This window comes from Agromyces mediolanus (genome assembly GCF_023715325.1).
GTDB classification, from domain to species: domain Bacteria; phylum Actinomycetota; class Actinomycetes; order Actinomycetales; family Microbacteriaceae; genus Agromyces; species Agromyces mediolanus_A.
The window spans coordinates 38435-64651 of the sequence record NZ_JAMBNX010000014.1; the positions used below are offsets into that span (position 1 = coordinate 38435).

At 72.7% G+C, this 26217-nt stretch carries 22 protein-coding genes; 11 read left to right on the top strand and 11 right to left on the bottom strand.

Annotation, left to right across the window (positions count from 1 at the left end):
- Positions 1-3: 3 nt before the first annotated feature.
- Entirely contained in the window at positions 4-1383 is a 1380-nt protein-coding gene (locus M3147_RS18280) for an APC family permease (protein ID WP_251204848.1), read from the top strand.
- Positions 1384-1480: 97 nt separating this feature from the next.
- Entirely contained in the window at positions 1481-2281 is an 801-nt protein-coding gene (locus tag M3147_RS18285; protein ID WP_251204849.1) for an LLM class F420-dependent oxidoreductase, read from the top strand.
- Between the two features lie 108 nt (positions 2282-2389).
- On the opposite strand, the gene M3147_RS18290 is transcribed toward M3147_RS18285, so the two are convergent.
- Both M3147_RS18290 and M3147_RS18295 read right to left on the bottom strand, forming a co-directional pair.
- A complete protein-coding gene (locus M3147_RS18290) occupies positions 2390-3229 on the bottom strand; it encodes a 5'-nucleotidase, lipoprotein e(P4) family (RefSeq protein ID WP_251204850.1) in 840 nt (279 codons plus the stop codon).
- 362 nt (positions 3230-3591) lie between these two features.
- Positions 3592-4371, bottom strand: coding sequence for a hypothetical protein (locus tag M3147_RS18295; protein ID WP_251204851.1), 780 nt, complete (start codon positions 4369-4371; stop codon positions 3592-3594).
- A gap of 111 nt (positions 4372-4482) precedes the next feature.
- Here M3147_RS18295 and M3147_RS18300 point away from each other — a divergent pair, with 111 nt between their 5' ends.
- The 3 genes from M3147_RS18300 to M3147_RS18310 all read left to right on the top strand — a co-directional run bounded on the left by M3147_RS18300 (position 4483) and on the right by M3147_RS18310 (position 7269).
- Positions 4483-4914 (top strand): DUF1761 domain-containing protein, encoded by a 432-nt coding sequence (locus tag M3147_RS18300; protein ID WP_251204852.1) that lies wholly within the window; start codon positions 4483-4485, stop codon positions 4912-4914.
- A 133-nt stretch (positions 4915-5047) separates the two neighbouring features.
- Positions 5048-6520, top strand: coding sequence for a peptide MFS transporter (locus M3147_RS18305; RefSeq protein WP_251204853.1), 1473 nt, complete (start codon positions 5048-5050; stop codon positions 6518-6520).
- 29 nt (positions 6521-6549) lie between these two features.
- Positions 6550-7269 (top strand): polyprenol monophosphomannose synthase, encoded by a 720-nt coding sequence (locus M3147_RS18310; protein ID WP_251204854.1) that lies wholly within the window; start codon positions 6550-6552, stop codon positions 7267-7269.
- Positions 7270-7523: 254 nt separating this feature from the next.
- Here the strand turns inward: M3147_RS18310 and M3147_RS18315 are convergent, their stop codons facing one another.
- From M3147_RS18315 to M3147_RS18335, 5 genes are all read right to left on the bottom strand, one after another.
- Positions 7524-9158 (bottom strand): carboxylesterase/lipase family protein, encoded by a 1635-nt coding sequence (locus M3147_RS18315; RefSeq protein WP_251204855.1) that lies wholly within the window; start codon positions 9156-9158, stop codon positions 7524-7526.
- A 236-nt stretch (positions 9159-9394) separates the two neighbouring features.
- Positions 9395-10504, bottom strand: a complete 1110-nt coding sequence (locus tag M3147_RS18320; RefSeq protein WP_251204856.1) for an FtsX-like permease family protein — start codon at positions 10502-10504, stop codon at positions 9395-9397.
- Positions 10501-11154 (bottom strand): ABC transporter ATP-binding protein, encoded by a 654-nt coding sequence (locus M3147_RS18325; protein WP_251204857.1) that lies wholly within the window; start codon positions 11152-11154, stop codon positions 10501-10503. The genes M3147_RS18320 and M3147_RS18325 overlap by 4 nt, the downstream gene beginning before the upstream one ends.
- Positions 11151-12317 (bottom strand): peptidoglycan-binding domain-containing protein, encoded by a 1167-nt coding sequence (locus M3147_RS18330; protein WP_251204858.1) that lies wholly within the window; start codon positions 12315-12317, stop codon positions 11151-11153. Before M3147_RS18330 ends, M3147_RS18325 begins: the two co-directional genes overlap by 4 nt.
- Before the next feature lie 181 nt (positions 12318-12498).
- Positions 12499-13095, bottom strand: a complete 597-nt coding sequence (locus M3147_RS18335) for a TetR/AcrR family transcriptional regulator (protein ID WP_251204859.1) — start codon at positions 13093-13095, stop codon at positions 12499-12501.
- A 90-nt stretch (positions 13096-13185) separates the two neighbouring features.
- On the opposite strand from M3147_RS18335, the gene M3147_RS18340 reads away from it, so the two are divergent.
- From M3147_RS18340 to M3147_RS18350, 3 genes are all read left to right on the top strand, one after another.
- Positions 13186-14526 (top strand): MFS transporter, encoded by a 1341-nt coding sequence (locus tag M3147_RS18340; RefSeq protein ID WP_251204860.1) that lies wholly within the window; start codon positions 13186-13188, stop codon positions 14524-14526.
- A gap of 79 nt (positions 14527-14605) precedes the next feature.
- Complete coding sequence (locus M3147_RS18345; protein ID WP_251204861.1) at positions 14606-16888, top strand: glycoside hydrolase family 3 C-terminal domain-containing protein; 2283 nt, start codon at positions 14606-14608, stop codon at positions 16886-16888.
- Between the two features lie 177 nt (positions 16889-17065).
- On the top strand, positions 17066-17731 hold the full coding sequence (locus M3147_RS18350) for a DUF4190 domain-containing protein (protein WP_251204862.1): 666 nt from the start codon (positions 17066-17068) through the stop codon (positions 17729-17731).
- A gap of 85 nt (positions 17732-17816) precedes the next feature.
- Here the strand turns inward: M3147_RS18350 and M3147_RS18355 are convergent, their stop codons facing one another.
- The gene (locus M3147_RS18355; RefSeq protein ID WP_251204868.1) at positions 17817-18851 is read right to left on the bottom strand and encodes an NAD(P)-dependent alcohol dehydrogenase; all 1035 of its coding nucleotides are present in this window, start codon (positions 18849-18851) and stop codon (positions 17817-17819) included.
- Positions 18852-19118: 267 nt separating this feature from the next.
- On the opposite strand from M3147_RS18355, the gene M3147_RS18360 reads away from it, so the two are divergent.
- Positions 19119-19757, top strand: a complete 639-nt coding sequence (locus M3147_RS18360) for a glyoxalase (RefSeq protein ID WP_251204863.1) — start codon at positions 19119-19121, stop codon at positions 19755-19757.
- Between the two features lie 215 nt (positions 19758-19972).
- Here the strand turns inward: M3147_RS18360 and M3147_RS18365 are convergent, their stop codons facing one another.
- The 3 genes from M3147_RS18365 to M3147_RS18375 all read right to left on the bottom strand — a co-directional run bounded on the left by M3147_RS18365 (position 19973) and on the right by M3147_RS18375 (position 23836).
- Positions 19973-21400 (bottom strand): alpha-hydroxy acid oxidase, encoded by a 1428-nt coding sequence (locus tag M3147_RS18365; RefSeq protein ID WP_251204864.1) that lies wholly within the window; start codon positions 21398-21400, stop codon positions 19973-19975.
- A 9-nt stretch (positions 21401-21409) separates the two neighbouring features.
- Positions 21410-22171 (bottom strand): FadR/GntR family transcriptional regulator, encoded by a 762-nt coding sequence (locus M3147_RS18370; RefSeq protein ID WP_251204865.1) that lies wholly within the window; start codon positions 22169-22171, stop codon positions 21410-21412.
- A gap of 558 nt (positions 22172-22729) precedes the next feature.
- A complete protein-coding gene (locus M3147_RS18375) occupies positions 22730-23836 on the bottom strand; it encodes an NYN domain-containing protein (protein ID WP_251204866.1) in 1107 nt (368 codons plus the stop codon).
- A gap of 66 nt (positions 23837-23902) precedes the next feature.
- Between M3147_RS18375 and M3147_RS18380 the strand changes: the two genes are divergently transcribed.
- Positions 23903-24319: a hypothetical protein gene (locus M3147_RS18380; protein WP_439954212.1), complete on the top strand. Its 417-nt coding sequence runs from the start codon at positions 23903-23905 to the stop codon at positions 24317-24319.
- Positions 24320-24499: 180 nt separating this feature from the next.
- Positions 24500-26134, top strand: a complete 1635-nt coding sequence (locus M3147_RS18385) for a serine hydrolase (RefSeq protein ID WP_251204867.1) — start codon at positions 24500-24502, stop codon at positions 26132-26134.
- Positions 26135-26217 lie beyond the last annotated feature (83 nt).

A 26217-nucleotide genomic window follows, 5' to 3' on the forward strand; every position in this document is an offset into this window, starting at 1 on the left:
GCCATGCCCCAGGCTTCGCCCCACGATCCCCTGATCTCGGCGACCACCGCCACCGCGCAAGTCACGGAGGGCCGCTTCAAGCGCGTGCTCGGCGTGCCCTCGCTCGTGCTCTTCGGGCTCGTCTACATGGTGCCGCTCACCGTGTTCACGACCTACGGCATCGTCACGCAGGTCACCGGCGGCCGGGTGCCCGTCGCCTACCTGATCACCCTCGTCGCGATGGTCTTCACCGCGCGCTCCTACGCCAGGATGTCGGTCGCCTACCCCTACGCCGGCTCGGCCTACGTGTACACGCAGCGGAGCTTCGGCGGCGCGGTCGGCTTCCTCTCCGGCTGGGCGCTGCTGCTCGACTACCTGTTCCTGCCGATGATCAACTACCTGGTGCTCGGCATCTACCTCTCGGCCTCGTTCCCCGGCATCCCGGCCTGGGTCTTCGTCGTCGCCGCGATCGCGCTCGTGACCATCCTGAACGTCGTCGGCATCGTCTCGGTGAACCGGGCGAACTTCGTCATCATCGCCGTGCAGACGATCTTCATCGTCGTGTTCGTCGCCCTCGGCTTCTCGACCGCGGCCGGCAACAGCGTCGACCCGTTGCTGCCGTTCCAGGGCGACGGCACGGTCGAGGGCTTCGGCGCACTGTTCGCGGGCGCCGCGATCCTGTGCCTCTCCTTCCTCGGCTTCGACTCGGTCTCGACGCTCGCCGAGGAGGCGAAGGACTCGAAGCGCACCGTGCCGCGGGCGATCATGATCACGACGATCAGCGCGGGGCTCGTGTTCGTGCTGCTCTCGTACGTGGCGCAGCTCGTGTTCCCCTCGAACGATTTCACCTCGGTGGATGCCGCGGGCGTCGACGTCGTGAGCGCCGCGGGCGGGCAGTGGCTGTCGACGCTGTTCATCGCGGGCTACGTCGCCGGTGCGACCGGGTCGGCGCTGACCTCGCAGGCCTCGGTCGCGCGCATCCTGTTCGCGATGGGCCGCGACGGGGTCCTCCCGCGGCGGGTGTTCGGCCACCTGAACACGCGGTTCGGCACGCCGGTCGTCGCGATCCTCATCGTCTCGGCCATCTCGCTGCTCGCCCTGGTCTTCGACCTCACGCTCCTCAGCGAGATGATCAGCTTCGGCGCGCTCATCGCGTTCTCGGTGGTGAACCTGTCGGTCGTGAAGCACTACTTCATCGACGGCAGGCAGCGCACCGGCCTCGGGGTGCTGAACAACCTCGTGCTGCCGCTCATCGGCTTCGCGCTGACGGTGTGGCTGTGGACGAGCCTCTCCGGCCGCACCTTCGTCATCGGTCTGTCGTGGCTCGCGCTCGGCGTCGTCATCCTCGCGATCGTGACGCGCGGCTTCCGCCGGCCGACGCCGATGCTCGACCTGAAGGAGTAGCCGCCTCGCCGCCTTCCAGGGTTGCCCGACTTTCATGAAAGTCGGGCAACCCTGGAGGGGCGGGCGTGCGCCCCCGGGCAGACCGTAGGCTGACGAGATGACCCTCGAATCCCGCGCACGCCTGGGCGTGCAGCTCCAGCCGCAGCACGCCGAGTACTCCGCCATCCGCGACGCCGTCCTGCGCGTCGAGGAGCTCGGCGCCGACGTCGTCTTCAACTGGGACCACTTCTATCCGCTGTACGGCGACCCTGACGGCCTGCACTTCGAGGGCTGGAGCATGCTCGGGGCCTGGGCCGAGCAGACCGAGCGCATCGAGTTCGGCACGCTCGTGAACTGCAACTCGTACCGCAACGCCGATCTGCAGGCCGACATGGCCCGCACCCTCGACCACGTCTCGGCCAAGGGCGGCACGGGCCGCTTCATCTTCGGCACGGGCGCCGGATGGTTCGAGCGCGACTACGACGAGTACGGCTACGAGTTCGGCACCCCCGGAACCCGGCTCGCCGCGCTCGCGGAGGCGCTGCCGCGCATCCGTTCCCGCTGGGCGAAGCTGAACCCGGCGCCGACCCGGGACATCCCGGTGATGATCGGCGGTAAGGGCGAGCGCAAGACGCTGCGCATCGTCGCCGAGCACGCCGATATCTGGCACTCCTTCGTGCAGCCCGACGAGCTCGGCCACAAGCTCGACGTGCTGAAGCGCTGGGGCGACGAGGTCGGTCGGGACGTGTCCACGATCACCGTGTCGAACGAGCTGGACCGCCACGGGGTCGACCTCGAGCACGCCGACGCGCTCTACGACGCCGGGGTGCGCCTCTTCACCATCGGCGTCTCCGGCCCCGACTACGACCTCACGCCGGTGCGCCGCTGGCTCGAGTGGCGCGACGCGAAGAACGCCTGAGGCCGGGCCGCCGGGCCGCCGAGCCGCGCAGTGCGGGGCCGAGCTGCGCAGTGCGGGGCCCGGCGACCCGGCCCGGCGACCCGGCCCGGCGGCCGGCGCCGCTCGGCGTCACTCCTCGCCGGTCGCGGAGCGGAGGAACCGCTCGCGGTACTCCGGGGAATCGGCGGGTTCGCTCTCGCCGAAGATCGCCCGGACCCAGTGGCCGTCGGTCGGGTTCGGGAACAGCACGAAGCGACGCCCGAACGCCTCGGCATCCTCCCCGACGAGACTCCGGCGCTCCTCGACACCGTCGACGTAGTACGCGCGCGAGAAGTCGTTCAGGTTGTCGCCGAGGTACGCCACGACCTCGTACTGCTCCGCCACGGCCGACTGGGCTTCCTCCTTGTCCGAGGAATCCCGCTGGATGGTGACGTGCTCGGCGTCCGCGAACGGAAGCCCGGCCTGCCGGAGATTGGCCAGCCCGAACTCGTCCGTCCGCTCGCCCTGATCGCGCTGGGAGACGTAGAAGACCTCGACCCCGCGCGACTCGGCGTACTCGAGGAACTCGACGGCTCCGGGAGTCGCCGTCGGCCCGTTCTCCGCCACCCAGCGGTCCCAGAGCGCGTCGTCGAAGGCGTGCCCGCCCTCTTCGAGCAGCAGCCGCCAGTAGCTGTCGGAGCTCAGCACCGTGTCGTCGATGTCGGAGACGATGGCGAGCGGGCGTTCGTGGCCGGCTGCCAGGGCGTCGTCGAGGAGATCTCGGGCCACGTTGAAGCCCTGGCGGTAGAGCGCGTCGCGCTCGGCCGCCGTCACCCGCCACGCCACCGCCGCGGTGTAGAGGTTCTCGTCGCTCGGCGCAGCCGGGGTGGTGTCGCCACCGCCGGGGGTGCAGGCGGTCAGCAGGCCCGCTGCGACGACGGCGGTGACCGCCGGCAGCACTCGGGAACGTCGGCGGGTGGGAGAGTGCATGGGAGGGCTCCTTCGGTCGACGCCCGGTCGGGCCTCGTCCCTCACACCTTGGCAGATTGGCATCCCGAAGCGCCGACGATTCGTGCGAGTCGCGCAATCGGGGTGCGGAACAGGCGGAACCTGGGGCCTGGGCGTGGGTGCGACGAAAGGATGCCGCACTCCAGACGGGGCGGCGGGGTTCCAGCCTATGTCGTGCCGTCGGCGAACCGGGTTGCTCGCAGCGTGATCAGACCGGCCTCGCCGCCGCGTCATTCCCCGCCCGGCTTCGCATTCCGGGGGGATTGGTATCCGGACAGGCAGACGATGAAGGCGAGGCCTTCAGCTGCCGGGCGATCGCCGGCCCACGGCCAGCCCCGATCGGCTCAGAGCAGCGGGATGCCGATCTGCACCGTGCCGTCGGCGAACCAGCTCGCGCGCAGTGTGATCAGACCGTTCTCGACGGCCGGGTCGTTCGTGCCCATCTCGAGCGAGAGCCCGTTGGGCGGGATTCGGCCGCCGTGCGTGCAGGTGGACCCGCCGCCGCCCATGCGCTCCCAGATCAGCGCGAGACAGAGCTCCTTGCCGTCGGTGCTGCGGGAACCGTAGACGACGACCCCGCTGTCGACCGAGGCGATGCGGCGGAGGCTGTCCCGGTCGATCCCGGATTCCGCGTCGAAGATCGCCGGACGGTCGTCGAAGTCGGAGGAGCGGTCGAGCAGCGCCGCCGCCCCCGAGCCGACGACCGGGGTGCCGAGGGTGCCGTCCGCGCTGGCCGCTCGCGAGAGCTGCCAGCCCGCGAGGCCGCCGATGGCCAGCCCGAACACAGCCGCGGATGCCGCGACGAGCAGCGTGCGGGAGCGGTACCAGGCCTTTGGCGGGGCGGACGTCACGCCGGCGGTCGCGTCAGGGAGTGCGCGCAGGCCGGAGCTGTGCTCCGAGGCCTCAGATTCCGCCGCGGGCGCCGGGCCCGGCGGGGCATCCGTCGCTTCACCGACGGCGGCGGTCGAGGCATCCACCCCCGCCCTCGCGTCGTCGCGCTGGAGAGCCGCGAGCTCCCGCTCGGCCGCGGCGCGCTCCTCCTCGCTCGCCTCCGCACCGTAGACGAGGCGTTCGAGGCGGGCGCGCCGTGAACCGCTCGTGGAAGGGACGTCGGGCTCGGTCATGCGGACTCCGTTCTCCGGCGCGGGCCGATGGCCTCAGCATGCCGCATCCCACGGCGGGGCGGGCGACGGCGCTACGCTCGGCACAACATCCGCGCTCGAGAAGGAGCCGCCATGACCCCTGAGATCAACTACTGGGCCGTCATCCTCGCCACGCTGTCGAGCATGGTCGTCGGCTCGATCTGGTACACGCCGAAGGTGTTCGGCACCCGGTGGGCGAAGCTCGCGAAGGTCGATCTCGACGGGGCCGCATCGAGCGCCGTCGGCGCGATCCTCGTGACCGTCCTCGTGAGCTTCATCACGGCGTGGGTGCTGGCGGGTGCGACGGCGATCGCGTGGCACTTCTACGGCGGGAACTTCCTGCTCGGCGCGCTGCTCACCGCGGGCGCCCTGTGGGCCGGCTTCACGGCCGCGCGCTTCATCACGCACGACGCGTTCGAGGGCCGGCCGCCCGCGCTCACCACGATGAACATCGCGCACGAGCTCGTGACCGTGCTGGTCATGGCGCTCATCATCGGCGTCTGGCCGCCCGCCGGCACCGTTTAGCCCGCGCGCCCGCACTCCAGACCGAGTTGCCCGACTTTCATGAAAGTCGGGCAACTCGAGCTCCCCCCAGGGTTGCCCGACTTTCATGAAAGTCGGGCAAGTCGGGAATTGGGGCGGGGGTAGGGTGGCGGGCATGGGGGAGCAGCGCGCGACGACCGACGGTGGCGCCCGGAACGACCACAGCTTCTTCGGGCAGCCGCGCGCGCTCGCGAACATCTTCGGCGTCGAGATGTGGGAGCGGTTCAGCTTCTACGGCATGCAGGGCATCCTGCTCATCTACCTCTACTACTCGGTCGCCGACGGCGGCCTCGGCCTGCCGGAAGCCTCGGCCGCCGGCATCGTCGGCGCATACGGCGGCGGGGTCTACCTCTCGACGATCCTCGGCGCCTGGATCGCCGACCGCCTGCTCGGCAGCGAGCGCGTGCTGTTCTTCAGCGCCATCGTCATCATGGCCGGACACCTCGCGCTCGCCCTGCTCCCCGGCTTCGTCGGCGTCGGCGTCGGACTCGTGCTCGTCGCCTTCGGCTCCGGCGGCCTCAAAGCGAACGCCACGAGCGTCGTCGGCACGCTCTACGCCCCCGACGACATGCGTCGCGACGCCGGCTTCTCGCTCTTCTACCTCGGCATCAACCTCGGCGGCTTCCTCGGCCCGATCCTCACCGGGCTGCTGCAGTCGACCCTCGGCTTCCACTGGGGCTTCGGGCTCGCCGCGCTCGGCATGGCCATCGGGCTCGTGCAGTACTCCTTCGGCCGCAAGCGACTGCCGGCCGAGGCATCCGCCGTGCCCAACCCGCTTCCCCGCGGGCGCATCGGCCTCGTGATCGGCATCGCCGTCGCGGGCGTCGTCGTCATCGTGGTGCTCGTCGCGACCGGGCTCATCACGGCCGAGAACCTCGTCGTCTGGGTGATCGGAACGACGATCGTCGCCGCCGTCGTGTACTTCGCGGTGATCCTGTCGAGCCGGCGCATCACCGCGGTGGAGCGCAGCCGGGTCGTCGGCTTCATCCCGCTGTTCATCGCGAGCGTCGCCTTCTGGTCGCTGTACCAGCAGCAGTTCACCGTGCTCACGATCTACAGCGACAAGCAGCTGAACCGCGACCTCTTCGGCTGGGAGATGCCCGTGTCGTGGGTGCAGTCGATCAACCCGATCTTCATCATCATCCTGTCGGGCGTCTTCGCCGCGATCTGGACGAAACTCGGCGCCCGGCAGCCCTCGACGCCGGTGAAGTTCGCGCTCGGCACGGCGATCATGGGCGTCGGGTTCCTGCTGTTCATCCCGTTCGCGGGCGGCGGCCCGAACTCGACCCCGCTGCTCGCGATCATCGGCATCCTGTTCGTGTTCACCGTCGCCGAGCTGCTGCTCTCGCCGGTCGGGCTGTCGGTCACGACGAAGCTCGCGCCCGAGGTGTTCCACACCCAGATGGTGGCGCTGTTCTTCCTCTCCGTCGCGCTCGGCACGGCCATCTCGGGCCGGCTCGCGGAGTTCTACTCCGCCGAGACGGAGGTCGGCTACTTCGGCGTGCTCGGCGGCATCGCGATCGTGCTCGGCCTCGCGCTCGCGGTCGGCAGCCGCGGCGTGCTGCGGCTCATGCGCGGCGTGCGCTGAGCGGGCATCGACCGGTTACGATTCGAGGGATGCCCAGCCCGCTCGTGGTGATCCCCACGTACAACGAACGTGAGAACCTCGCCGCGATCGTCGGCCGGGTGCGCTCGGCCGTGCCTGCCGCTGCGGTGCTCATCGTCGACGACGCCTCGCCCGACGGCACGGGGGCGCTCGCCGACGAGCTCGCCGCCGCTGACGAGCGCGTGCTCGTGCGGCACCGGGCCGGCAAGGAGGGCCTGGGCGCCGCGTACCTCGACGCCTTCGGCTGGGCGCTCGAGGCGGGGTACGACCCGATCGTGCAGATGGATGCCGACGGCTCGCACCTGCCCGAGCAACTGGTCGGCCTGCTCGCGCCGCTCGGCCAGGGGGCCGACCTCGTGATCGGCTCCCGGTGGATCCCGGGCGGCCGGATCGAGAACTGGCCGAGGTACCGCGAGCTCCTTTCCCGCGGCGGCAGCGCCTACGCGCGCTGGGTGCTGCGCCTGCCGACCCGCGACGCGACGGCGGGGTACCGGGCGTTCCGGGCCGACGGGCTCCGCCGTATGCGCCTCGACGAGGTGCACACCAAGGGCTACGGCTTCCAGGTCGACATGCTGTGGCACGCGCACGAGGCCGGGCTCGACGTCGTCGAAGTGCCCGTGACTTTCGTCGAGCGCGAGCTCGGGCACTCGAAGATGAGCCTCGGGATCGTGCTCGAGGCGATGCTGCGGGTCACGGGCTGGGGCATCGCGGCGCGCTTCCGCCGTCGCTGAGCGGTTCCTGCACCGAGCCCCGGCGTCCGGCGGTCCGCCCTTCCGTCTCCGCCGTTCCGTCTCCTCCTTCCGCCTCCCAGTTGCGAGTTGCACGACCGATCACGCGGCGCGCCGGGTGTGCTGGCGCGCATGCGCTTCCGTCGTGCAACTCGCGGCGTGAAAGGGCGGGGAGGACGGGCGGGCAGCGTGCAGGCGGGGCGGACGGGGTGGGCGGACGAGCAGGCGGGGCGGGGAGGACGGGTCAGGTGGGCGGGTCAGCGCAGGGGGCCGACGGACGCGTAGGCGTCGGGCTGCACATGGGAGGGCACGTCCCACACCTTCGCCGTCGGGGCGGGGCCGTGCGCCGTCGGCCAGCCCGGATCGCCCGCGCCGACGAAGGCGACGGCGGCCGCGTGCAGCTCGTCGGCGAGCGCCTGGGGTGGGTTCGGGCCGGCCAGCGGCACCATCGCGGGGCCGTCGAGGCAGTCGAAGAAGAACGGCACGTCGAGGCAATGCTCGGCGAAGCCGAAGGTGCCGGAGGGCCACGAGAAGCGGTACAGCCAGGTGCCGGCCGAGGCATCCGTCGCCGTGCCCGCCCCCGCCCCGGCCGACGCGCCGGCCGACGCCCCGGCCTCGCGTGCTTCGACGACGCGCAGCAGCGCCGTGCGGAACATCCGGTCGCTGAGGAAGCGCCCCGCGATCCGCGCGGTGCCCTTCGCGGCGACGTCGGCGTTCGCCCGCAGGTACGGCTTCAGCCGCTCCTTCGGCATGCCGAGCTTCTTCAGCAGCAGCGCCTTCGGCACCCAGCGGAGCTTCTTCTCGGCCTCAGCGAAGGCCATCGTGAACTCGTCGTCGGTCGCGCCGAGCACGAGCGGGATGCCGCGGCCGACGCCGGCGGCCAGCGACTCGAGCGTCGGCCGCTCGATGAGCTCGCCGTCGACCGTGGGGCCGAGCGGGAGGCCGTCGTCGATGATCGAGCCGAGCGAGTCGGGCCCGAGCTCCGTCGCCCGCTGCTGCAGCTCGAGCACCCGCTCCTCGGGGAGGCTGCCGAAGCCCGCTCGGGTCGGTTCGACCCCGGCCTCGGCGGCGAGCGCCCGGCCGAAGGCCTCGCTCCGGGCGGGGGCGACGTCGGCGAGCGCGCCCGACAGGGCGTACACCCCGTGGAACAGGTGCTGCGCCGTCGGCATGCCGAGCAGGGTGAGCACCGCTCCGCCGCCCGCTGACTGCCCGGCGATCGTGACCCGGCCCGGATCGCCGCCGAACGCGGAGATGTTCTGCTGCACCCAGTCGAGCGCGAGCATCCAGTCGCGCACGCCGCGATTCGAGGGGGCGTCCGCGATCCAGCCGAAGCCGTCGAAACCGAGGCGGTAGGAGATCGTGACGGTGACGACGCCGTCGCGGTTGAAGCTGCGGCCGTCGTACCAGGGGCTCGCGGGCGAGCCGGCGAAGTAGCCGCCGCCGTGGATCCAGACGAGCACGGGCAGGCCAGCCTCGCCGGCCGCGGGTGCGCTGGGCGACGGGGTGAAGACGTTCACGTTCAGGGTGGCGTCGCCGGGCACGCTCGGCTCGGGGATGAGCGTCACGCCGGGGTCGCCGCGCTGCGCCGTCGGTGCGAACTCCAGGGCGTCGAGCGTGCCGGGCCACGGGGCCTTCGGCACGGGCGCGGCGAAGCGCAGCTCGCCGACGGGCGGTTCGGCGAAGGGGATGCCGAGGAACGCCGCCGATCGTTCGGCGCCCTCACCACCGCTCGCATCGCTCGCGCGGCGCACCGTCGGGCGCCAGCGGCCGCGCACCCGGCCGGCGAGGGTGTCGACCTCGACGAACTCGGCCGGGTCGTCCGGCGTGCGTTCGGCGCTCGTTGCGGGGGCGGTGCCGGGGGCGGATGACCCGGTGGCGGGGGTGTGCGACATGCAATGCTCCTCACGAACGCTCGTGATCGGGGCGGTGGCGATCGCCGCGACGATGACCAATACGATGCCGAAGATGACGGGCATCGGGTAGCCCCCGAGCGCGCCGATGCTGGTGCGGCGACCGCGGTGACCGCGGCGACGCGGCGTGGTGAATTCCGAATGGCGTTCGGGATCTGGGGCACCAGTGTGGCCCGCCCGCACCGAAACCTCAAGTCCTGAACTCGTGGAGTGCGGCGCTAGGGGACCCGGAGTTCGGTGATCGGCTCGCGGCGCGCCGCGGAGAACGCCGGGAGCAGTGCGGCCAGCGTTGCGACGAGCACCGCGAGCGTGCCGACGCCGAGGAGGTAGCGCGGCCCTGGCAGGGGGTCGCCGGCCGCAGCCAGGACGCCGATCGCGAGCGCCGAGCCGGCCGCGGCGCCGATCCCGGCGACGATCGCCGTCTGGATGGTGACGAGAGCGACCACGAGTCGTTGCGAGGCGCCGAGGGCACGGCGCCGACCGAAGTCCTTGCGACGGAGTGTCACCATTCCGAACTGCAGCACGCCCACCAGCACGGCGCTCACCCCGAGGATGCCGAGGGTGAGCGCGCGGCCGAATGCGCCGAGCTGCCCCTCGACGAGCCCGCGGAGCGTTGCAAGGGTCTCGCTGGTGCGCAGTTCGACCCGGGTCGGGTCCGCGACATCGAGCACGGAGCGGACAACGTCGGTGAGCGGTGCGACGAGCTCGGGCTGCGCCGCGATGACGACGAGCGCGCCGACGGGGACGGCCTGCTCGGCGGGCGGCTGCGGGGCGACCACGAGGGGCTCGAGGAAGGAGAGGTGCTCGGGCGTCTCGACCCGGCCGCCGACGGCGTAGCCGTGGCCGTCGTCGAGGGCCAGTTCGCCCACGGCGCCGTCGATGCCGAGCCGGTCGAGCGCGGTCGCCGAGGCGAAGGCGACGGCGCCGTCGACGGACGCGCGGGGCGGCAGGCCGAGCTCCCGCCAGTCTTCACTCCACGCCTGGCGCAGCGGCACCGGAGTGCCACCGGCGAACGCGGCGTTGCGGGCGTCCTCGGCGAGGCTGAACGCGCCGGCCCACTGCACGCCCTCGACGCCGGCGAGGCGGTCGAGGACCGAGGTGTCGAGCCCCGCGTCGGCTTCTGCCCGCACCACGATCGCGCGCGTTCCGGCTGAGTCGATCGACGCCACGACCTGCTGTTCGGCGGCCACCGTGCGGCCGGAGGTGAGGAGGACGGCCGCGCACATGCCCGCGACCACGACGAGGGCGATGGCCGAGCCGATCGGCTGGGCGATGGCGGAGGCGAATGCCTCTCGCACGACGGCGAGGAGGCCGCGCACGCCGCTCACAGCACGAGCTCACGATCGCAGCGGGCGACGAGCGCCGGATCGTGGGTGACGACGACGACCGCTGCACCGCGGTGCGCCTGTTCGTGCAGGGCCTCCAGGACCACGTCGGCCGAGGCGGGGTCGAGGTTGCCGGTCGGTTCGTCGGCCAGCAGGATGCGCGGATCGCCGAGCAGTGCACGGCAGAGGGCGATGCGTTGCGCCTGCCCGCCGGACACCTGGCCCGGTCGCGCCTCGGCTCGAAGGGCGACGCCGAAACGCTCCAGCAGCGCGTGCGCCCGTCGCGCCGATTCACGACGGTCGTCGCCGCGATAGAGCGTCGTTTCGAGCACGTTGTCGAGCACCGTGCGGGAGCTGTCGAGCGCCGCATCCTGGAACACGAAGCCGAAGGTGGCGGCGCGGCGCGCGGCCCGTTCGCGATCCGGGCGCGCGTGCATCGCTTCGCCGTCGAGCAGCACCTCGCCCGAGACGGGACGCAGCATGAGGCCGAGCAAGTAGAGCAGCGTCGATTTGCCGCGCCCGGACGGCCCCGTGACCGCGACCACCTCGCCGGCGTCGAACCGCGCCGACCAGCCTTCGAGGAGCGGGGTGCCCGGTTGGTACCGGAACGACAGCGCGTCGGCTCGGAGCAGGCCCGGACCCGAGCCCGTCATCGCGCCGCCGCCGGCTGCGTCTGGCGGTCGGTCGAAGCTCCGCCGCGGGCGCCGGCGGACTCGTCGCCGCCGCGCGCGTCGGCGGGCACGCGGACCCGCAGGCCCGCCCGGACACCGTCGACCACCGCCATGCCACGGGCCGAGGCGACGACCGTGACGGGGTGCCCGCGACCTTCGCGGTCGACGACGGCGACCGTGCCGTCGGCCGACGAGCGAAGGGCGGCCGCGGGCACCACGAGCCCGCTCGTCGCGGCCTGGGTGACGACCGTCGAGGCGAGGCGGGCGTCGCCGAGCACCGGGATCGTGGCGCACGCATCGGCGCAGATCGGCGCGCCGTCGGCGGTGCCGAGCCGCAGCCCCACCTGGTCGTCGGCCTCCGCGGACGGCTCCTGCGCGACGATCGCAGCCGACCACACCCCGCCGTCGGGCGCGCCGATCTCGACCGCCGTCCCGATCGGCATCGTCGCGGCCTGCGCCCGGCTGACGGGGATCGTGAACTCCGGCTGCCTCGGCAGCATCGACACGAGCTGTTCGCCGCCGGACAGGCTCGCACCGGGCCGAACGAGCTTGTCGTCGAGCGTCACGCGACCGGGGAGGGCCGGGAGGAAGACGAGGTCGCCCGCTTGGACGACGCCGTCGGCGGGCAGCTCGAGTGAGCCCTGCCATGCCTTCACCGCCGCTTCGGTGCGGGGCCCGAAGCCGCCGTCGACGAGCCCGTCGTAGTGGCCGAGGTCGGTGAGGAGCTGCTGCAGCTGGCGCACGTCGGGCCCCTGGGCGTCACGCCCGATCTGACGGAAGGCGGGCACCTCGCCGACGGCTGCGACCACGGGCCGCAGTTCGACCGAATACAGCACCGACCCGGCCCGCACCTCGTCGCCGGCGGCGAGCTCGACGGAGGTGACCGTGCCGGCCGCGCGGTTGGTGCCCGCTGGAACCTGGCGCCAGGCCGCCACCGTGGTGAGACGGACCGAGGAGCCCACCTCCCCGGCGACGACCTCGACGTAGGTATAGGGGGAAGCGGTCACCTCGTCGGGCGGCGCGAACACCGCGGTCGCCGCCCAGCCCGCCCCGGCGCCCGCCACGAGCAGCACGAGTGCCGCGATGATCCGCGGTGCGCGTCGGGGCGCGGGGCGTTCCGTCGCCGTCAAGACCTGCACGGGCATCGACCTCCTTGGTATCCCGGTGCATCGAGCGTACGCGACGCCGCCGACAGGAATCCAGCAAAGTCCAGAGCGAATCTGCCTCGCGCCCGTTCCGCCGACTCCGCGCGAGGCATCCCACCCCGGACTCAGCGCGCGAACGGCGGGGCGAGGCGGCCGACGCCGCCGCTCGCGCGCGAGCCGCTCAGGTGGCTGCCGGGGGCCTCAGCAGGGTCAGCAGGTACTCGATGTGCTCGGCCATGTCGATCGACGGGTCCATCAGCCACTGGGTCTGCAGGCCGTCGGCGGCGGCGAGCATCAGGCTCGCGATCATCTCCGGGTCGAGGTCGGCGCGAAGCGTGCCGTCGCGCTGGCCCTCGCGGATGCTCTCGACCGACATCTCCCGGAAGAGCCGGAAGCGTTCGGTGAAGAAGGGGCGCGCGGCGTGGTCGGCCTCGGTGGCCTCGGCCGAGAGCCGGGCGTAGAGCTGCACGAGGCCGGGCACGTCGGCGTTGTGGCGCATCACCTCGACGAAGCCGTCGATCATGCTGAGCTGCTCGTCGGCGTGCGCGGCGTCGAGGGTCTCGCGGTCGACCTCGTCGCGCTTGCGGAGGATCTCGGCGAAGAGCTCCTCCTTCGAGGCGAAGTAGTGCAGCAGGCCGGCCTGGCTGAGCCCGACGGCGTCGGCGAGCTCGCGCACCGAGGCGCGGCCGTAGCCGTTGCGGGCGATGACCTCGAGCGCGGCGGTGAGGATCTCCTCCCGCTTGGCGATGCCCTTCGCGTACGAACCCCTGCGTGCCATACGTGCATGGTAATGCTTGCGGGGTAAAACCGAGTGCCGTATGGTTTTCGCACCGCCTCGACGATGAGGCCTCCCGGAAGGACTTGCCCGATGACGATGTCGTCCGCCCCGCAGCCCGCTGCCGAATCCCGACCCGACGAGCCCCAGTCGCCCGAGCCCGCGGCGTCGCTCGACCCCGCCGCCTTCGTCGAGGACGCCTCGGGCAACGAGGACCCGCCCGCGCCGATCACGGGCGTCGGACGCCTCCTCGGCTGGATCATCCCCGCGAACCTCGGCATCTTCCTCATCTGGGGCGCCGTCCCCGGCATCCTGCTGCCGCGTCAGGTCGAGCTGACCTTCGGCAGTGCCGACAAGGTCGCGAACCTGGCGATCGTCATGACCATCGGCGCGTTCTGCGCGATGATCGCCCAGCCCATCGCCGGACAGATCTCCGACCGCACCCGCTCACGCTTCGGCCGACGCGCCCCGTGGATCTTCCTCGGCGCCCTTGCCGGAGGCCTCTCACTCGTCGGCCTCGCCTTCGCCGACTCCCTCGTCGGCGTCGTGATCGCCTGGACCCTCGTGCAGATCACCTACAACTTCGCGCAGGGCCCGCTGAGTGCCGTCATGCCCGACCGGGTGCCGCTGAAGCGCCGCGGCACCTTCGCCGCGCTCTCCGGCATCGGGCTCATGGTCGGCGCACTCGGCGGCCAGGTCGTCGGCTCGATGTTCTACGACAGCCTGACGGCCGGGTACTTCACCTTCGCTGCGATCGCGATCGTCGTGCTCACGCTCTTCATCGTGTTCAACCCCGACCACTCCTCGAAGGACCTCCCCGTCGAGCCGTTCAAGCTCGGCGACTTCCTGCGCACCTTCTGGGTGAACCCGCTCAAGCACCCCGATTTCTTCTGGGCCTTCACCGGGCGCCTGCTGCTCTACACCGGATACTTCGCCGTGACCGGCTACCAGCTGTTCCTGCTCACCGACTACTTCGGCGTCGAGCGCCCGCAGGACGTCATCCCGCTGCTCGGCCTGATCAGCCTCGCCGGCATCCTCATCGCGACGATCGTCTCCGGGCCGCTCTCCGACAAGCTCGGCCGCCGCAAGATCTTCGTCTTCGCCTCCTCCGTCGTGACCGGGCTCGCGTTCCTGCTGCCGTGGGTCTGGCCCGACGTGACCGCCTGGATGATCATGACCTTCATCTCGGGCCTCGGCTTCGGCATGTTCCAGGCGGTCGACACCGCCCTCATGAGCGAGGTGCTGCCCTCGGCCAAGTCCTTCGCGAAGGACCTCGGCGTCGTGAACATCGCCGCGACCCTGCCGCAGACGCTCGCCCCCGGCGTGGCCGGCGCGATCGTGCTCGCCTTCGGCTTCGCGGGCCTGTTCCCGGTCGCGATCGTGCTCTCCGTGCTCGGCGCCTTCGCCGTCTGGCCGATCAAGGCCGTGCGATGACGGATGCCTCGCGGCCCCGCCGGACGACCCCGGCACCGCTCGACGCCCGGCCGGCGTCATCCTACGAAGGAGCATCGGTATGACCGACCCCATCGACCAGGCCGCCGAGTTCACCGCGCGCGACGCGGCGGAGCTCGTCGCGGAACTCACGCTCGAGGAGAAGGCGTCGCTCACGAGCGGCGCCAGCTTCTGGAGCACGAAAGCGGTCGAGCGTGCCGGCATCCCGCCCATCGTGCTCACCGACGGCCCGCACGGCGTGCGCCTGCAGCGCGGCTCGAGCGACCACCTCGGGCTCGCCGACAGCGTGCCGGCCACCTGCTTCCCACCCGCGGTCGCGCTCGGCTCCGCGTGGGACCCCGAGCTCGCCGAACGCGTCGGCCGCGCCCTCGGCGAGGAAGCGCGTGCCGAGGGGGTCGGGGTACTGCTCGGCCCGGGCATCAACATCAAGCGCTCGCCGCTCTGCGGGCGCAACTTCGAGTACCTCTCCGAGGACCCGATCGTCTCGGGCGTGCTCGGCGCGGCGCTCGTGCGCGGCCTGCAGGCGCAGGGGGTCGGTGCCTCGCTGAAGCACTTCGCCGCGAACAACCAGGAGTTCGACCGCATGCGCGCGTCGAGCGACGTCGACCCGCGGCCGCTGCGCGAAATCTACCTGCGCGGCTTCCAGCGGGTCGTCGAGGACGCGCAGCCGTGGACCGTGATGTGCTCGTACAACCGCATCAACGGGGTGTTCGCGAGCGAGGACCCCTGGCTGCTCACGAAGGTGCTGCGCGAGGAGTGGGGCTTCGAGGGGCTCGTCGTCAGCGACTGGGGCGCCGTCAACGACCGGGTCGCCGGTCTGCCCGCCGGGCTCGATCTCGAGATGCCCTCCGCCGAAGGGCGCACCGACGCGCAGCTCGTCGAGGCCGTGCAGGACGGCCGGCTCGCCGAGTCGGCGCTCGATCTCGCGGCCGAGCGCGCCGTGCGGCTCGCACAGCGGGCGGCCGCCGGAGCGGACGCGGATGCCTCGTACGACATCGACGCCCACCACGCCCTCGCCCGCGAGGCCGCGGCCCGCGGCGTCGTGCTGCTGAAGAACGACGGCGTGCTGCCGCTCGCCGCCGGCGCGAGGGTGGCCGTCGTCGGCGAGTTCGCCCGCACCCCGCGCTACCAGGGCGCCGGCTCCTCGCTGATCAACCCGACCAGGCTCGACACCGCGCTCGAGGAGATCGGCCGGCTCGCCGGGGCGGCCCCCGCCTTCGCGCCGGGCTTCACCCTAGACGCGAAGGCCCCCGCGGACTCCGCGCTCGTCGCCGAGGCCGTCGCCGCGGCCGAGGACGCCGAGGTCGTGCTCGTCTTCCTCGGCCTCCCGGCCGCCGCCGAGTCGGAGGGCTTCGACCGCGAGCACCTGCGTCTCCCCGAGGCGCAGCTCGAACTGCTCGCGGCCGTGCGCGCCACGAACCCGAACGTCGTCGTCGTGCTCGCGAACGGTGGCGTGGTCGAGCTGCCCTTCGCCGGGGAGGTGCCGGCCGTCGTCGAGGGCTGGCTCGGCGGACAGGCCGGTGGCGGCGGGGTGGCCGACGTGCTCTACGGCGTCGTGAACCCCTCGGGCCGGCTCACGGAGACGATCCCGCTGCGGCTCTCGGACACCCCGGCGTACCTCGACTTCCCGGGCGAGTTCGGGCACGTCCGCTACGGCGAGGGGCTCTTCGTCGGCTACCGCTGGTACGACGCGCGCGACGCGGCCGTGCACTTCCCCTTCGGCCACGGCCTCTCCTACACCTCCTTCGCCTACTCGGCGCTCGAGGTCTCGGCCGACGCGAGCGGCATCGCCGCCCGGGTCACCGTGACGAACTCGGGCGAGCGCGACGGGCGCGAGGTCGTGCAGCTCTACACCGGCCTCGCCGGTTCGGCCGTGCAGCGGGCGCCGCGCGAGCTGAAGGCCTTCGCCTCGGTCGAGCTCGCGGCGGGGGAGTCCCGGGTGATCGAGCTCTCGGTGCGCCGCGAGGATCTCGCGTACTGGGATGTCCGCGTCGACCGCTGGGTCGTCGAGGGCGGCGAGTACCTCGTCACGGTCGGCGCCTCGAGCCGCGACCTCCGCGCCGAAGCCGGCGTCGTGATCGAGGGGGACGCGGTGCGGCTGCCGCTCACGACGGAGTCGTCGATCGGCGACCTGATGGGCGACCCGGTCGCCGGTCCGATCGTCGCCCAGGCCCTCGGCGGGCTCTTCGGCGGGGACGCGGCGATGGCGGCCATGGCCGACGACGAGGGCATGGCGAAGATGATGGCCTCGTTCCCGATCGGCCGGCTCGTCGGCTTCCCGGGCATCCCGGTGACGCGCGAGCAGATCGAGCAGCTGCTGCAGGCGGCGAACGCCGGGCGCTGAGTCGCCGGCACGGCGAGCGGATGCCTCGGGCGCGCGAGGCCCGGGGCATCCGCGGTGCCCGGCGGTTGTCGGGGCGAGCGGCGCGCGGGGTGGCCCGCCGTCGCCGGGTGGCGCTACCATCGGCGGGTCGGGGGGCGACACTCCCCGGACCACGTCCGCGACTCGGAGGAGCCCATCATGACCGACCCCAACGCCCCGCAGGGCGAGCCGCAGCAGCCGGCCGAGCCGGCCGTGCCGGCCGAGCCCGTCGTCCCCGCCGAGCCGGCCGTCCCGGCCGAGCCCGTCGCCGCGCCCGCCGAACCGGCCGCGGCTCCCGCCGAGCCCGCGGCACCGGCCGCTCCCGCGTACGAGGCCCCCGCCGAGCCCACGGCGCCGGCGGCGCCCGCCGCTCCGGCGTACGAGGCGCCCGCCGCTCCGGCGGCCGAGCCCGCAGCCCCGGCCTACGCCGCGCCGCCCGCGCCCCCGGCCTACGGCGCCCCGCAGGGGCAGCCCGCCGCCGGCGCCGCTCCGGGTCAGCCGGCCTACGCGCCCGCGCCGGCCGCCGACACCTTCCCGGGCAAGGGGCTCGGCATCGCCGGCCTGATCCTCGCGATCTTCATGCCGCTGATCGGGCTCATCCTGAGCATCGTGGCGAACTCGCAGTCGAAGAAGGCCGGCCACAAGAACGGTCCAGCCAAGGCGGGCATCATCGTCGGCGCCATCCTGCTCGCGCTGAGCGTCATCGCCACGGTGATCGTCATCATCGTGGCCGTCGCCGCCGCAGGCAGCCTCGGCGCCGCGTGCGCCGAGCTCGGCTCGGGCGTGTGGCAGCTCGAAGACGGCACCGTCATCACCTGCAACTGATCGCGCAGGAGCGTCAGCTCGCACGCGGATGCCCCGAGGCCGACCGGCCCCGGGGCATCCGTCGTTCAGCAGCGCGGAAGGCCGCTCACGGGATGACGACCGCGCGCCCCCTGAGCGTGCCCTCGTGCAGCCGTCGGTACGCCTCGGGAGCGTCGTCGAGCGAGAAATGCTCGGTCTCGATCTTCACGAGCCCGGCTCGGGCGAGCTCGAAGACCTCGAACAGCTCGGCCCGCGAGCCCCAGTAGGGCGCCCGCACGGTCGAGTCGTACGGGGCGGCGAGGAGCCCCGCCGGCACCGCGCCCGCCCCGACGCCGACGATCACCTGATCGCCCTCGACCGCCAGCATGGCGTGCCCGGCGTCGATGGTCGGTTGGATCGCGACGAAGTCGAAGACGGCCGCCGCGCCCTTGCCGCCAGTGAGCTCCTTCACCCGCTCGACGGCCTCGGCGTCCGAGGGGAACACGTGGTGCGCGCCGACCTCGGTCGCCAGCCGCAGCTTGTCCTGGCTCACATCGAGCGCCACCACGGTCGCCGGCGAGAGGGCGCGGAGCAGCTGGATCGCGACGTGCCCGAGCCCGCCCGCGCCGATCACGACGGCGGTCGTGCCGGGCACGAGCTTCGGCAGCGACATCTTGATCGCGTGGTACGGGGTGAGGCCCGCGTCGGTCAGGGCGACGTGCTCGACCGGGTCGAGGTCGCCGAGCGGCAGCAGGAAGCGCGCGTCCGGCACCACGAGGTACTCGGCCATGGCGCCGGGGGCGCCGAGGCCGGGCGGACGGATGCCGAGCTCCGCGGCGCGCTCGCAGTAGTTCTCCTTGCCCTGCGCGCACTGCACGCAGCGACCGCAGCCCTGCGGGCCGTACACGGCGACGGCCTCGCCCACCTCGACGCCGGTGACGCCCTCGCCGAGCTTGTCGACGATGCCCGCACCCTCGTGGCCGAGGGTGAGCGGCAGGCCGTAGACGTACTGCTCCTCGTTCAGTCCCATGATGAAGCTGTCCGAGTGGCAGGCCCCGGCGGCCGTCACCCGGATCCGCACCTCGCCCGGCCCGGGCTCGGGCGTCTCGATCTCGACGATCTCGGGGGCGGCCCCGATCGTGCGGTACTGCAGCGCTTTCATGTGCACGGACTCCTCGACTCGATTCGGCCCGCCCAGCTGCGGGCTCACCGCCAGTCTGCTCCCCGATGCTGAACGCCAGTCGAGCGAGCGAAGGCCGGGCGGCGGGTCGTGCGGCGGGTTCGGCACGTTCTCCGAGGGCGACCGGATGGTGGCCGGCGAGTGGGTGATGCGGCGCGGGGCGCGACCCGGGCGCCGCTCGGGGCTCGCTCGCGGATCGAGCAGGAATCGAGAAGCCCGGGGCATCCGCTCGCTCGTAGCGTGGCCGACATGGACACGAAGACGAACCCCACCACCGCCCCGGCGATCGACTCGATCGTCATCCAGGCCGACGACGTCGCCGCCGCCGAGCACTTCCACGCCGCGGCCTTCGGCCTCGGCGACCGCCTGCGGGTGCAGCCGGCGGAAGCCGCGTCGAGCGGATTCCGCGGCTTCACGCTCTCGCTCATCGCCGCCCAGCCCGGCGACGTCGATGCGCTCGTGCGCTCGGCCCTCGACGCCGGCGCCACGGTCGTGAAGCCCGTCGCGAAGTCCCTCTGGGGCTACGGCGGCACGGTGCAAGCGCCCGACGGCACGATCTGGAAGGTCGCGACCTCGGCGAAGAAGGATGCCCGCCCGGCCGCCGCCGTGTTCGACCGGGTGGTGCTGCTGCTCGGCGTCGAGGACGTCACGGCGAGCAAGCGTTTCTACACCGAGCGCGGGATCGCGATCGGCAAGAGCTTCGGCAGCTACGTCGAGTTCGAGACGCCCGGCAGCCGGATCGGGCTCGGCCTCTACAAGCGGCGCGCGCTCGCGAAGGACGCCGGCGTGCCCGCCGAGGGCTCGGGCTCGCACCGGCTCGTCATCGCCGGCGCGCTCGGCTCGGTCGCGGACCCCGACGGCTTCACCTGGGCGGCATCCGCCCGCTGACCCGCTCGCACTCCCACCCCCCACCCCCCACCCCCACCCCCGAGTTGCCCGACTTTCATGAAAGTCGGGCAACTCGGGGTGGGGGCTGGGGCTGCGGCTGGGGCCGGGGCTGCGGCTGGGGGCGAGGGGGTCGGAATCCGACACGGATGGCTCGGCGGACCGCCGTCGGTGTCGGGATTCGACCCCCTCGGGCTGCATGGGCCGTGATGCGGCGGTCAGCCGGCCTTCTGGGTGGGCGCGGGCTTCGCGGCGGGCGCAGGCTCCGCAGCGGGGGCAGGCTTCGCGGCAGGGGCAGGCTTCTTGGCGGTCGCGGGTTTCTTCGCGGCCGGGGTCTTCCCCGTCGCGGCCCGCGGCGAACGGACCGTCCTCGGCTTCGACGCGGCGGCCAGCTCCGCCGCGGCCTGCACGGGCCGGGCGATGGGTTGCAGGCGGGCGAGCTGCGTCACGTGCTGCGGGCCGAGCTCGTCGAGCGTGGACACCTCGAGCAGCTTCATCGTGCGCTCGATCTGCGTGCGGAGGATCGCGATCGTCTGGTCGACCCCGCGACGCCCGCCGGCCATCAGGCCGTAGAGATAGGCGCGGCCGATCAACGTGAAGCGCGCGCCGAGCGCGATCGAGGCGACGATGTCGGCGCCGGACATGATGCCAGTGTCGACGTGCACCTCGAGGTCGCCGCCGACTTCGCGCGCGACATCCGGCAGCAGGTGGAACGGGATCGGCGCACGGTCGAGCTGCCGCCCGCCGTGGTTCGAGAGCACGATGCCGTCGACGCCGAGGCCGGCGAGCTTCTTCGCGTCCTCGAGGTTCTGCACGCCCTTCACGACGATCTTGCCGGGCCACATCGCGCGGATGATCTCGAGGTCGTCGAAGGAGATCGTCGGATCCATCGCGGCATCCAGCAGCTCGCCGACCGTGCCGCCGGTCGTCGACAGCGAGGCGAACTCGAGCGGCGGGGTGGTGAGGAAGTTGATCCACCAGGCCGGGCGCGGGATCGCGTTCACGATCGTGCCGAGGGTGAGCTGCGGCGGGATCGAGAAGCCGTTGCGCTTGTCGCGCAGGCGCGCCCCGGCGACCGGGGTGTCGACCGTGAAGAAGAGCGTGTCGAAGCCCGCGGCGGCGGCGCGTCGGGTCAGCTCGTACGAGATCTCGCGGTCGCGCATGACGTACAGCTGGAACCAGTTGCGCCCGCTCGGGTTCGCCGCCCTCACCCCCTCGATCGAGGTGGTGCCGAGCGTCGACAGGGTGAACGGGATGCCCGCGGCGCCCGCGGCCCCGGCGCCCGCGACCTCGCCCTCGGTCTGCATCAGCCGGGTGAAGCCGGTCGGCGCGATACCGAAGGGGAGTGCGCTCGGCCCGCCGAGCACCTCGCGGCTCGTGTCGACGACGGGCACGTTCCGCAGGATCGACGGGTGGAACTCGATATCCTGGAACGCCTGCCGCGCCCGCGCGAGCGACAGCTCGTCCTCCGCGGCACCCTCGGTGTAGTCGAACGGCGCCTTCGGGGTGCGCCGCTGGGCGATGTCGCGGAGGTCCCAGATTGTGAGCGCGCGCTCGAGCCGACGGTCGGTGGGGTTCATCGTCGGCGTCTTGAACTTCATCAGCTGGAAGAGCTCGCGCGGGTTCGGCAGCTGGCGTTGCACCATTTCGGGGTCCTATCGTGCGGGGTCGGAGATCGCCGCGTAGTACCCGGCGATGTGGTCGTGGACGCCTCGGCGGGCTGCCGCGGCATCCCCCTCGGTGATCGAACGGACGATGCCGCGATGCTCGGCCCGAAGCCGCTCGGCCATGGTGGGCCAGTCCGCGATGCGCTGCATGCCGGCGACGACGTAGCCCTCGATCCCGCTGCGCAGGCCGGCCATCGTCGCGAGGGTGACCTGGTTGCCCGCGGCCTCGGCGAGGGCGAGGTGGAAGGCGGCGTCGAGGGAGAGGAACTCCTCGGGCGCGAGCGTCGGATCGTCCATCGCGTCGAGGAGCCGCTCGGCCGCGGTGAGGTCGGGCGTGGGGGATGGCGCGGCGGCGTCGGCCTCGATTGCCTCGGTGTTGGCGGCCTCGGCTGCTTTGCTTGCTTCGGCGAGCCGCGCCGCCACGGCGCCCTCGAGCAGCAGGCGGGTGTCGACGAGGTCGGTGACGGGGAGTCCGCGCGCCGCGACCTGCAGCCTCATGAGGGTGCGCATGCCGCCGTCGGGGGTCGCGACGATCACGGCACCCGCGCTGGGGCCGGAGCCGGATGCCGTGCGGATGAGCCCCATGGCCTCGAGCACCCGCAGCGCTTCGCGAACGCTCGAACGGCCGACGCCGAGCTCGGCGGAGAGGGCACGCTCGCCGGGGAGGCGGTCGCCGGGAGCGAGCTCGCCCGCGAGCAGGCGCGACTCGACGTGCTCGAGCACGTGCTGCCAGGCGCGGGTGTCGCTCACGGAACCTCCTGTGGTCAGACCACAGGCTAGCAGATGTGGTCAGACCACAGAAGCGTTGATCGGGGTGCGAGGGCGCGGTGCGCTGCCCGGCGCGTGGGGTGTGGCGCGTGGGCGGTGAGGGGGGCGTGGGGCCTGAAGTGGCGCGTGGGCGGCGGCGGGTGGGCCGTTCGGACGGCTTGCCCGTGCTGGCGCGCCACTTTGGCAGTGTTGCGCCAGGGGAGGTGGCGCAACGAGCACGAAGTGGCGCGGGCGGTCTGGCCGGGCTGGCCGCTGTTCGGTTTCCGGATGTGCGCGGGGCGAGTATGACGTGTGGGCGGTGAAGTGGCGCGCGGTGCCCGAAGTGGCGCGTGGGGCCCGAAGTGGCGCGCGGGGCCTGAAGTGGCGCGTGGGCGGCGGCGGGTGGGCCGTTCGGACGGCTTGCCCGTGCTGGAGCGCCACTTCGGCAGTGTCGCGCCAGGAGAGGTGGCGCAACGAGCACGAAGTGGCGCGGGCGCGGGCGCCGCCGCGGACCGGGCGGAGTCAGGCGGCAGGTGGCGCGCGGAGGGGGACGGAGCCCGCTCAGCCCTTCTTCGGGCGGATGCGCACGCGGCCTCGACCCGATTCATCCAGCTCGACGACGCCGCCGCGCGACTTCAGGAACTCGGTGAACGAGGCGAAGCCGAGCCGGCGTTCCTGGAAGGTCGGGTCCATGCGCATCATCTGGTTCTTCACCGCGCTCGACGACTGCCACTCCTCGTCGTTCTTCGAGTGCAGCAGCTCGATCGCCTTCAGCAGCAGACGCCCGGGGTTGCGCGGACTGCCGGATGCCTCCGCCGAGGGCTCGACCGGCGGCATGAACTGCAGCGCGCGCGACGAGGGGCGTTCAGCGGGCGGGGTCGGTGCGGCGTCGGCATCCGAGCCCGACCGGCCGTCGTCGCTCGGCTCCGCCGAGGCATCCTGCTGCTTGCTGCCGCCGCGCCGCCGACGTGAGCCGGACCCGGCCGTCGCGGCCGGAGCGGTCTCGGCAGCGGCATCCGCATCACCGGAGACCGAGCCCGAACCCGACCCCGAACCGGACCCCACAGCCGCGGCGCCCTCCGCTTCCTCGTCGTCACCGACGGCCGCATCGGTGGCGAGCAGCGCGTCATAGTCTGCGTACTCGTCGCACGCCGCGGTGAGCGCCCGGCTCGTGCCGCCGGCGACGCCGATGCCGACGACATAGCGTCCGAGTCGCTTCGCCTTCTGCGCGAGCGCGACGTAGTCGGAGTCGCCGGCGACGATCACGATGTGGGTGAGGTCGTCGAGGCGGAACATGTCTTCCACGGCGTCCACCGCGAGCCGGATGTCGGCCCCGTTCTTCGTCGAGGAGAGGGGGAAGAGCTGCACCAGATCGACCGCGCGGTCGATGAGCTGGCCGCGGTAGCTCGCGTTCACATGCCCCGACCAGTCGGCGTAGGCGCGGGCGATCGCGATCGTGCCGAAGGTCGCCGCGAAGTCGAGCACGGCGTCGACGTCGACCGTCGCCGCCCGCAGCCGCTCCGCGGTCTTCGTGCCGTCGGAGGGAGCCTTCGAGCGCGAGGTGTCGCGACGGTAGGAGCTGTCGCCGTGCAGCTGGTCGTACCGGGAGATGACGATGTTGTCGAAGTCGAAGTAGAGGGCGACACGGGGTTCGCTGGTTACCGGCATGACGCGAGCCTACGCCGCGCGCCTGAACGGGGAACACCCGCGCGGGACGCGCCGATGCCGGGAGGCATGATCGAACCCGGTGCCGCTGCCGTCAGGCCCGCCCTCGCCCGTCTCGCCGACACCCTCGAGGTGCGCCCGTTCCCGCTCGCGCTCGGCGGCAACGTGTTCGGCTGGACGGCCGACGAGGCCGCCTCCTTCGAGGTGCTCGACGGGTTCGTCGCGGGCGGCGGCACGCTCGTCGACACGGCCGACGGCTACTCCCACTGGGCCCCGGGTCACACGGGCGGTGAGAGCGAGACGCTGGCTCGCCGGGCGTTCCGACCGCGACGAGCTCGCCATCGCGAGCAAGGTGAGCACGCACCCGGAGTTCGCGGGCCTCGCGGCGGCGAACCTCCGAGCGGCGGCGTCGGGCACCGACACAACTCAGGAACATCTCGCCGTTCTGGCCACCGAGGAATCGGAGAAGCCGCGAGTCGGCGCTGATCTCAGCGGGGTGGTTCCTGAGTTCTGGGGCGGGGCGGGGCGGGGCGGGAGTGTGAGCGGGGCGGTTCCCGAGCTCTGGGGGTGGAGGGCGGGGGCCTGGCGGGGCCGGCTTCCTGAGTTATCCGGGTGAGGACGATGGCCCGCGCCGCTAGGCTGCACGCAGGACCGGGGGAGGACCGCATGCGGCGACAGGCATCCATCGGCAGGATCGCGACGCTCGCCGTCGCGCTGGGCACCCTCATCGCGCTGAGCGCGTGCACGACGGCGCCACCCTACGCGCCCCGCGCGGCCCTCGGCGAGCTGCCGCCGCAGGACGCGGTCGAACTCGCCGACGGGGCGTTCGACGCCGCCCTCGAGCAGTTGCCCGAGGAGGTCGAACGCATCCTCGAGGCATCCGGGGTGCCCGGCGCCGCCGTCGCCGTCGTGCAGGGCGGCGAGCTGCGCTTCGCGCGGGGCTTCGGTGTGCGCAAACTCGGCGAGGACGCGGCGGTCGACGAGGAGACCGTGTTCCAGATCGCGTCGATGTCGAAGCCGATCGGTGCGACGGTCGTCGCCTCGCAGGTCTCCGCCGGCGTGGTCGACTGGTCGACCCCGGTCGCGCCGCTGCTCCCAGGCTTCGCCCTCGCCGATCCCTGGGTGACGGAGCAGCTCACCATCGCCGACCTCTACGCGCACCGCTCCGGCCTGCCGATGGCCGCCGGCGACGAGCTCGAAGACCTCGGCTACGACCGCGAGTACATCCTCGACCACCTGCGCTACCAGCCGCTGCAGCCCTTCCGCATCAGCTACAACTACGCGAACTTCGGCATGACGACCGGCGCGCAGGCCGTGGCGAACGCCGCCGGCGTCGACTGGGAGACGCTCTCCGAGCGCGAGCTCTACGAGCCCCTGCGCATGGACTCGACGAGCTCGCGCTACGAGGACTTCCTCGCCCGCGACAACCGGGCGACGCTGCACGCGAAGACCGGCGACGGCGAGTTCGCGCCGCTCTACGAGCGCACGCCCGACGCCCAGTCTCCCGCCGGCGGGGTCAGCTCGAACGTCGTCGACCTGGCGAAGTGGATGTCGCTCGTGCTCGACGACGGCAGCTTCGCGGGGGAGGAGCTGATCGAGCCATCCGCCCTGGCCCCGGCGATCGCGCCGGAGATCGCGACCGGTTTGCCGCCCGTGCCCGACGCGCGCGCCGGCTTCTACGGCTACGGCTTCAACGTGGGCACGCAGCCGAGCGGGCGGGTGACGCTCGGGCACTCCGGCGCGTTCATCCTCGGCGCGGGCACGAACTTCCAGCTGGTGCCGGCGCTCGACCTCGGCGTCGTCGCGCTGACGAACGGCGCGCCGGTCGGCGCGGCGGAGGCGATCGTGTCGGAGTTCCTCGACCGTGTGCAGTACGGCGAGGCGACGCGGGACTGGCTCGCGGCCTACGGGGCGGCGCTCGGTCACTACTTCGAGCCGGCTGGGGATCTGGCGGGCGAGCGCCGTCCCGCCGATCCGGCGCCGCCGCGCCCGCTCGCCGAGTACGCCGGCAGCTGGCAGAACCCCTATTACGGCGAGGCCGTGGTCGCGGTCGACGAGGCGAGCGGCGGACTCGTGGTGCGGCTCGGCCGGGGCGGTGCGACCGTGCTCGAGCTGGAGCCCTGGGACGGCGACGTCTTCGCCTTCGAACCGGACGGCGAGAACGCTCCGGCCGGGTCGCGGTCCTCGGCCGCGTTCGTGCTCGGCGGCGGGAGCGCGGATGCCTCGAACGCGGATGCCTCGACCGGCACAATGACGCTGAACTTCTACGACACGAGCGGCCTCGGCACCTGGACCCGCTGAGGCGGCGCATCCGTCCGCCCTGCCCCGCCCGCCCGCCCGTCCCGCCCGTCCCGCCCGTCCCGCCCGCCCCGCTGAGACAACTC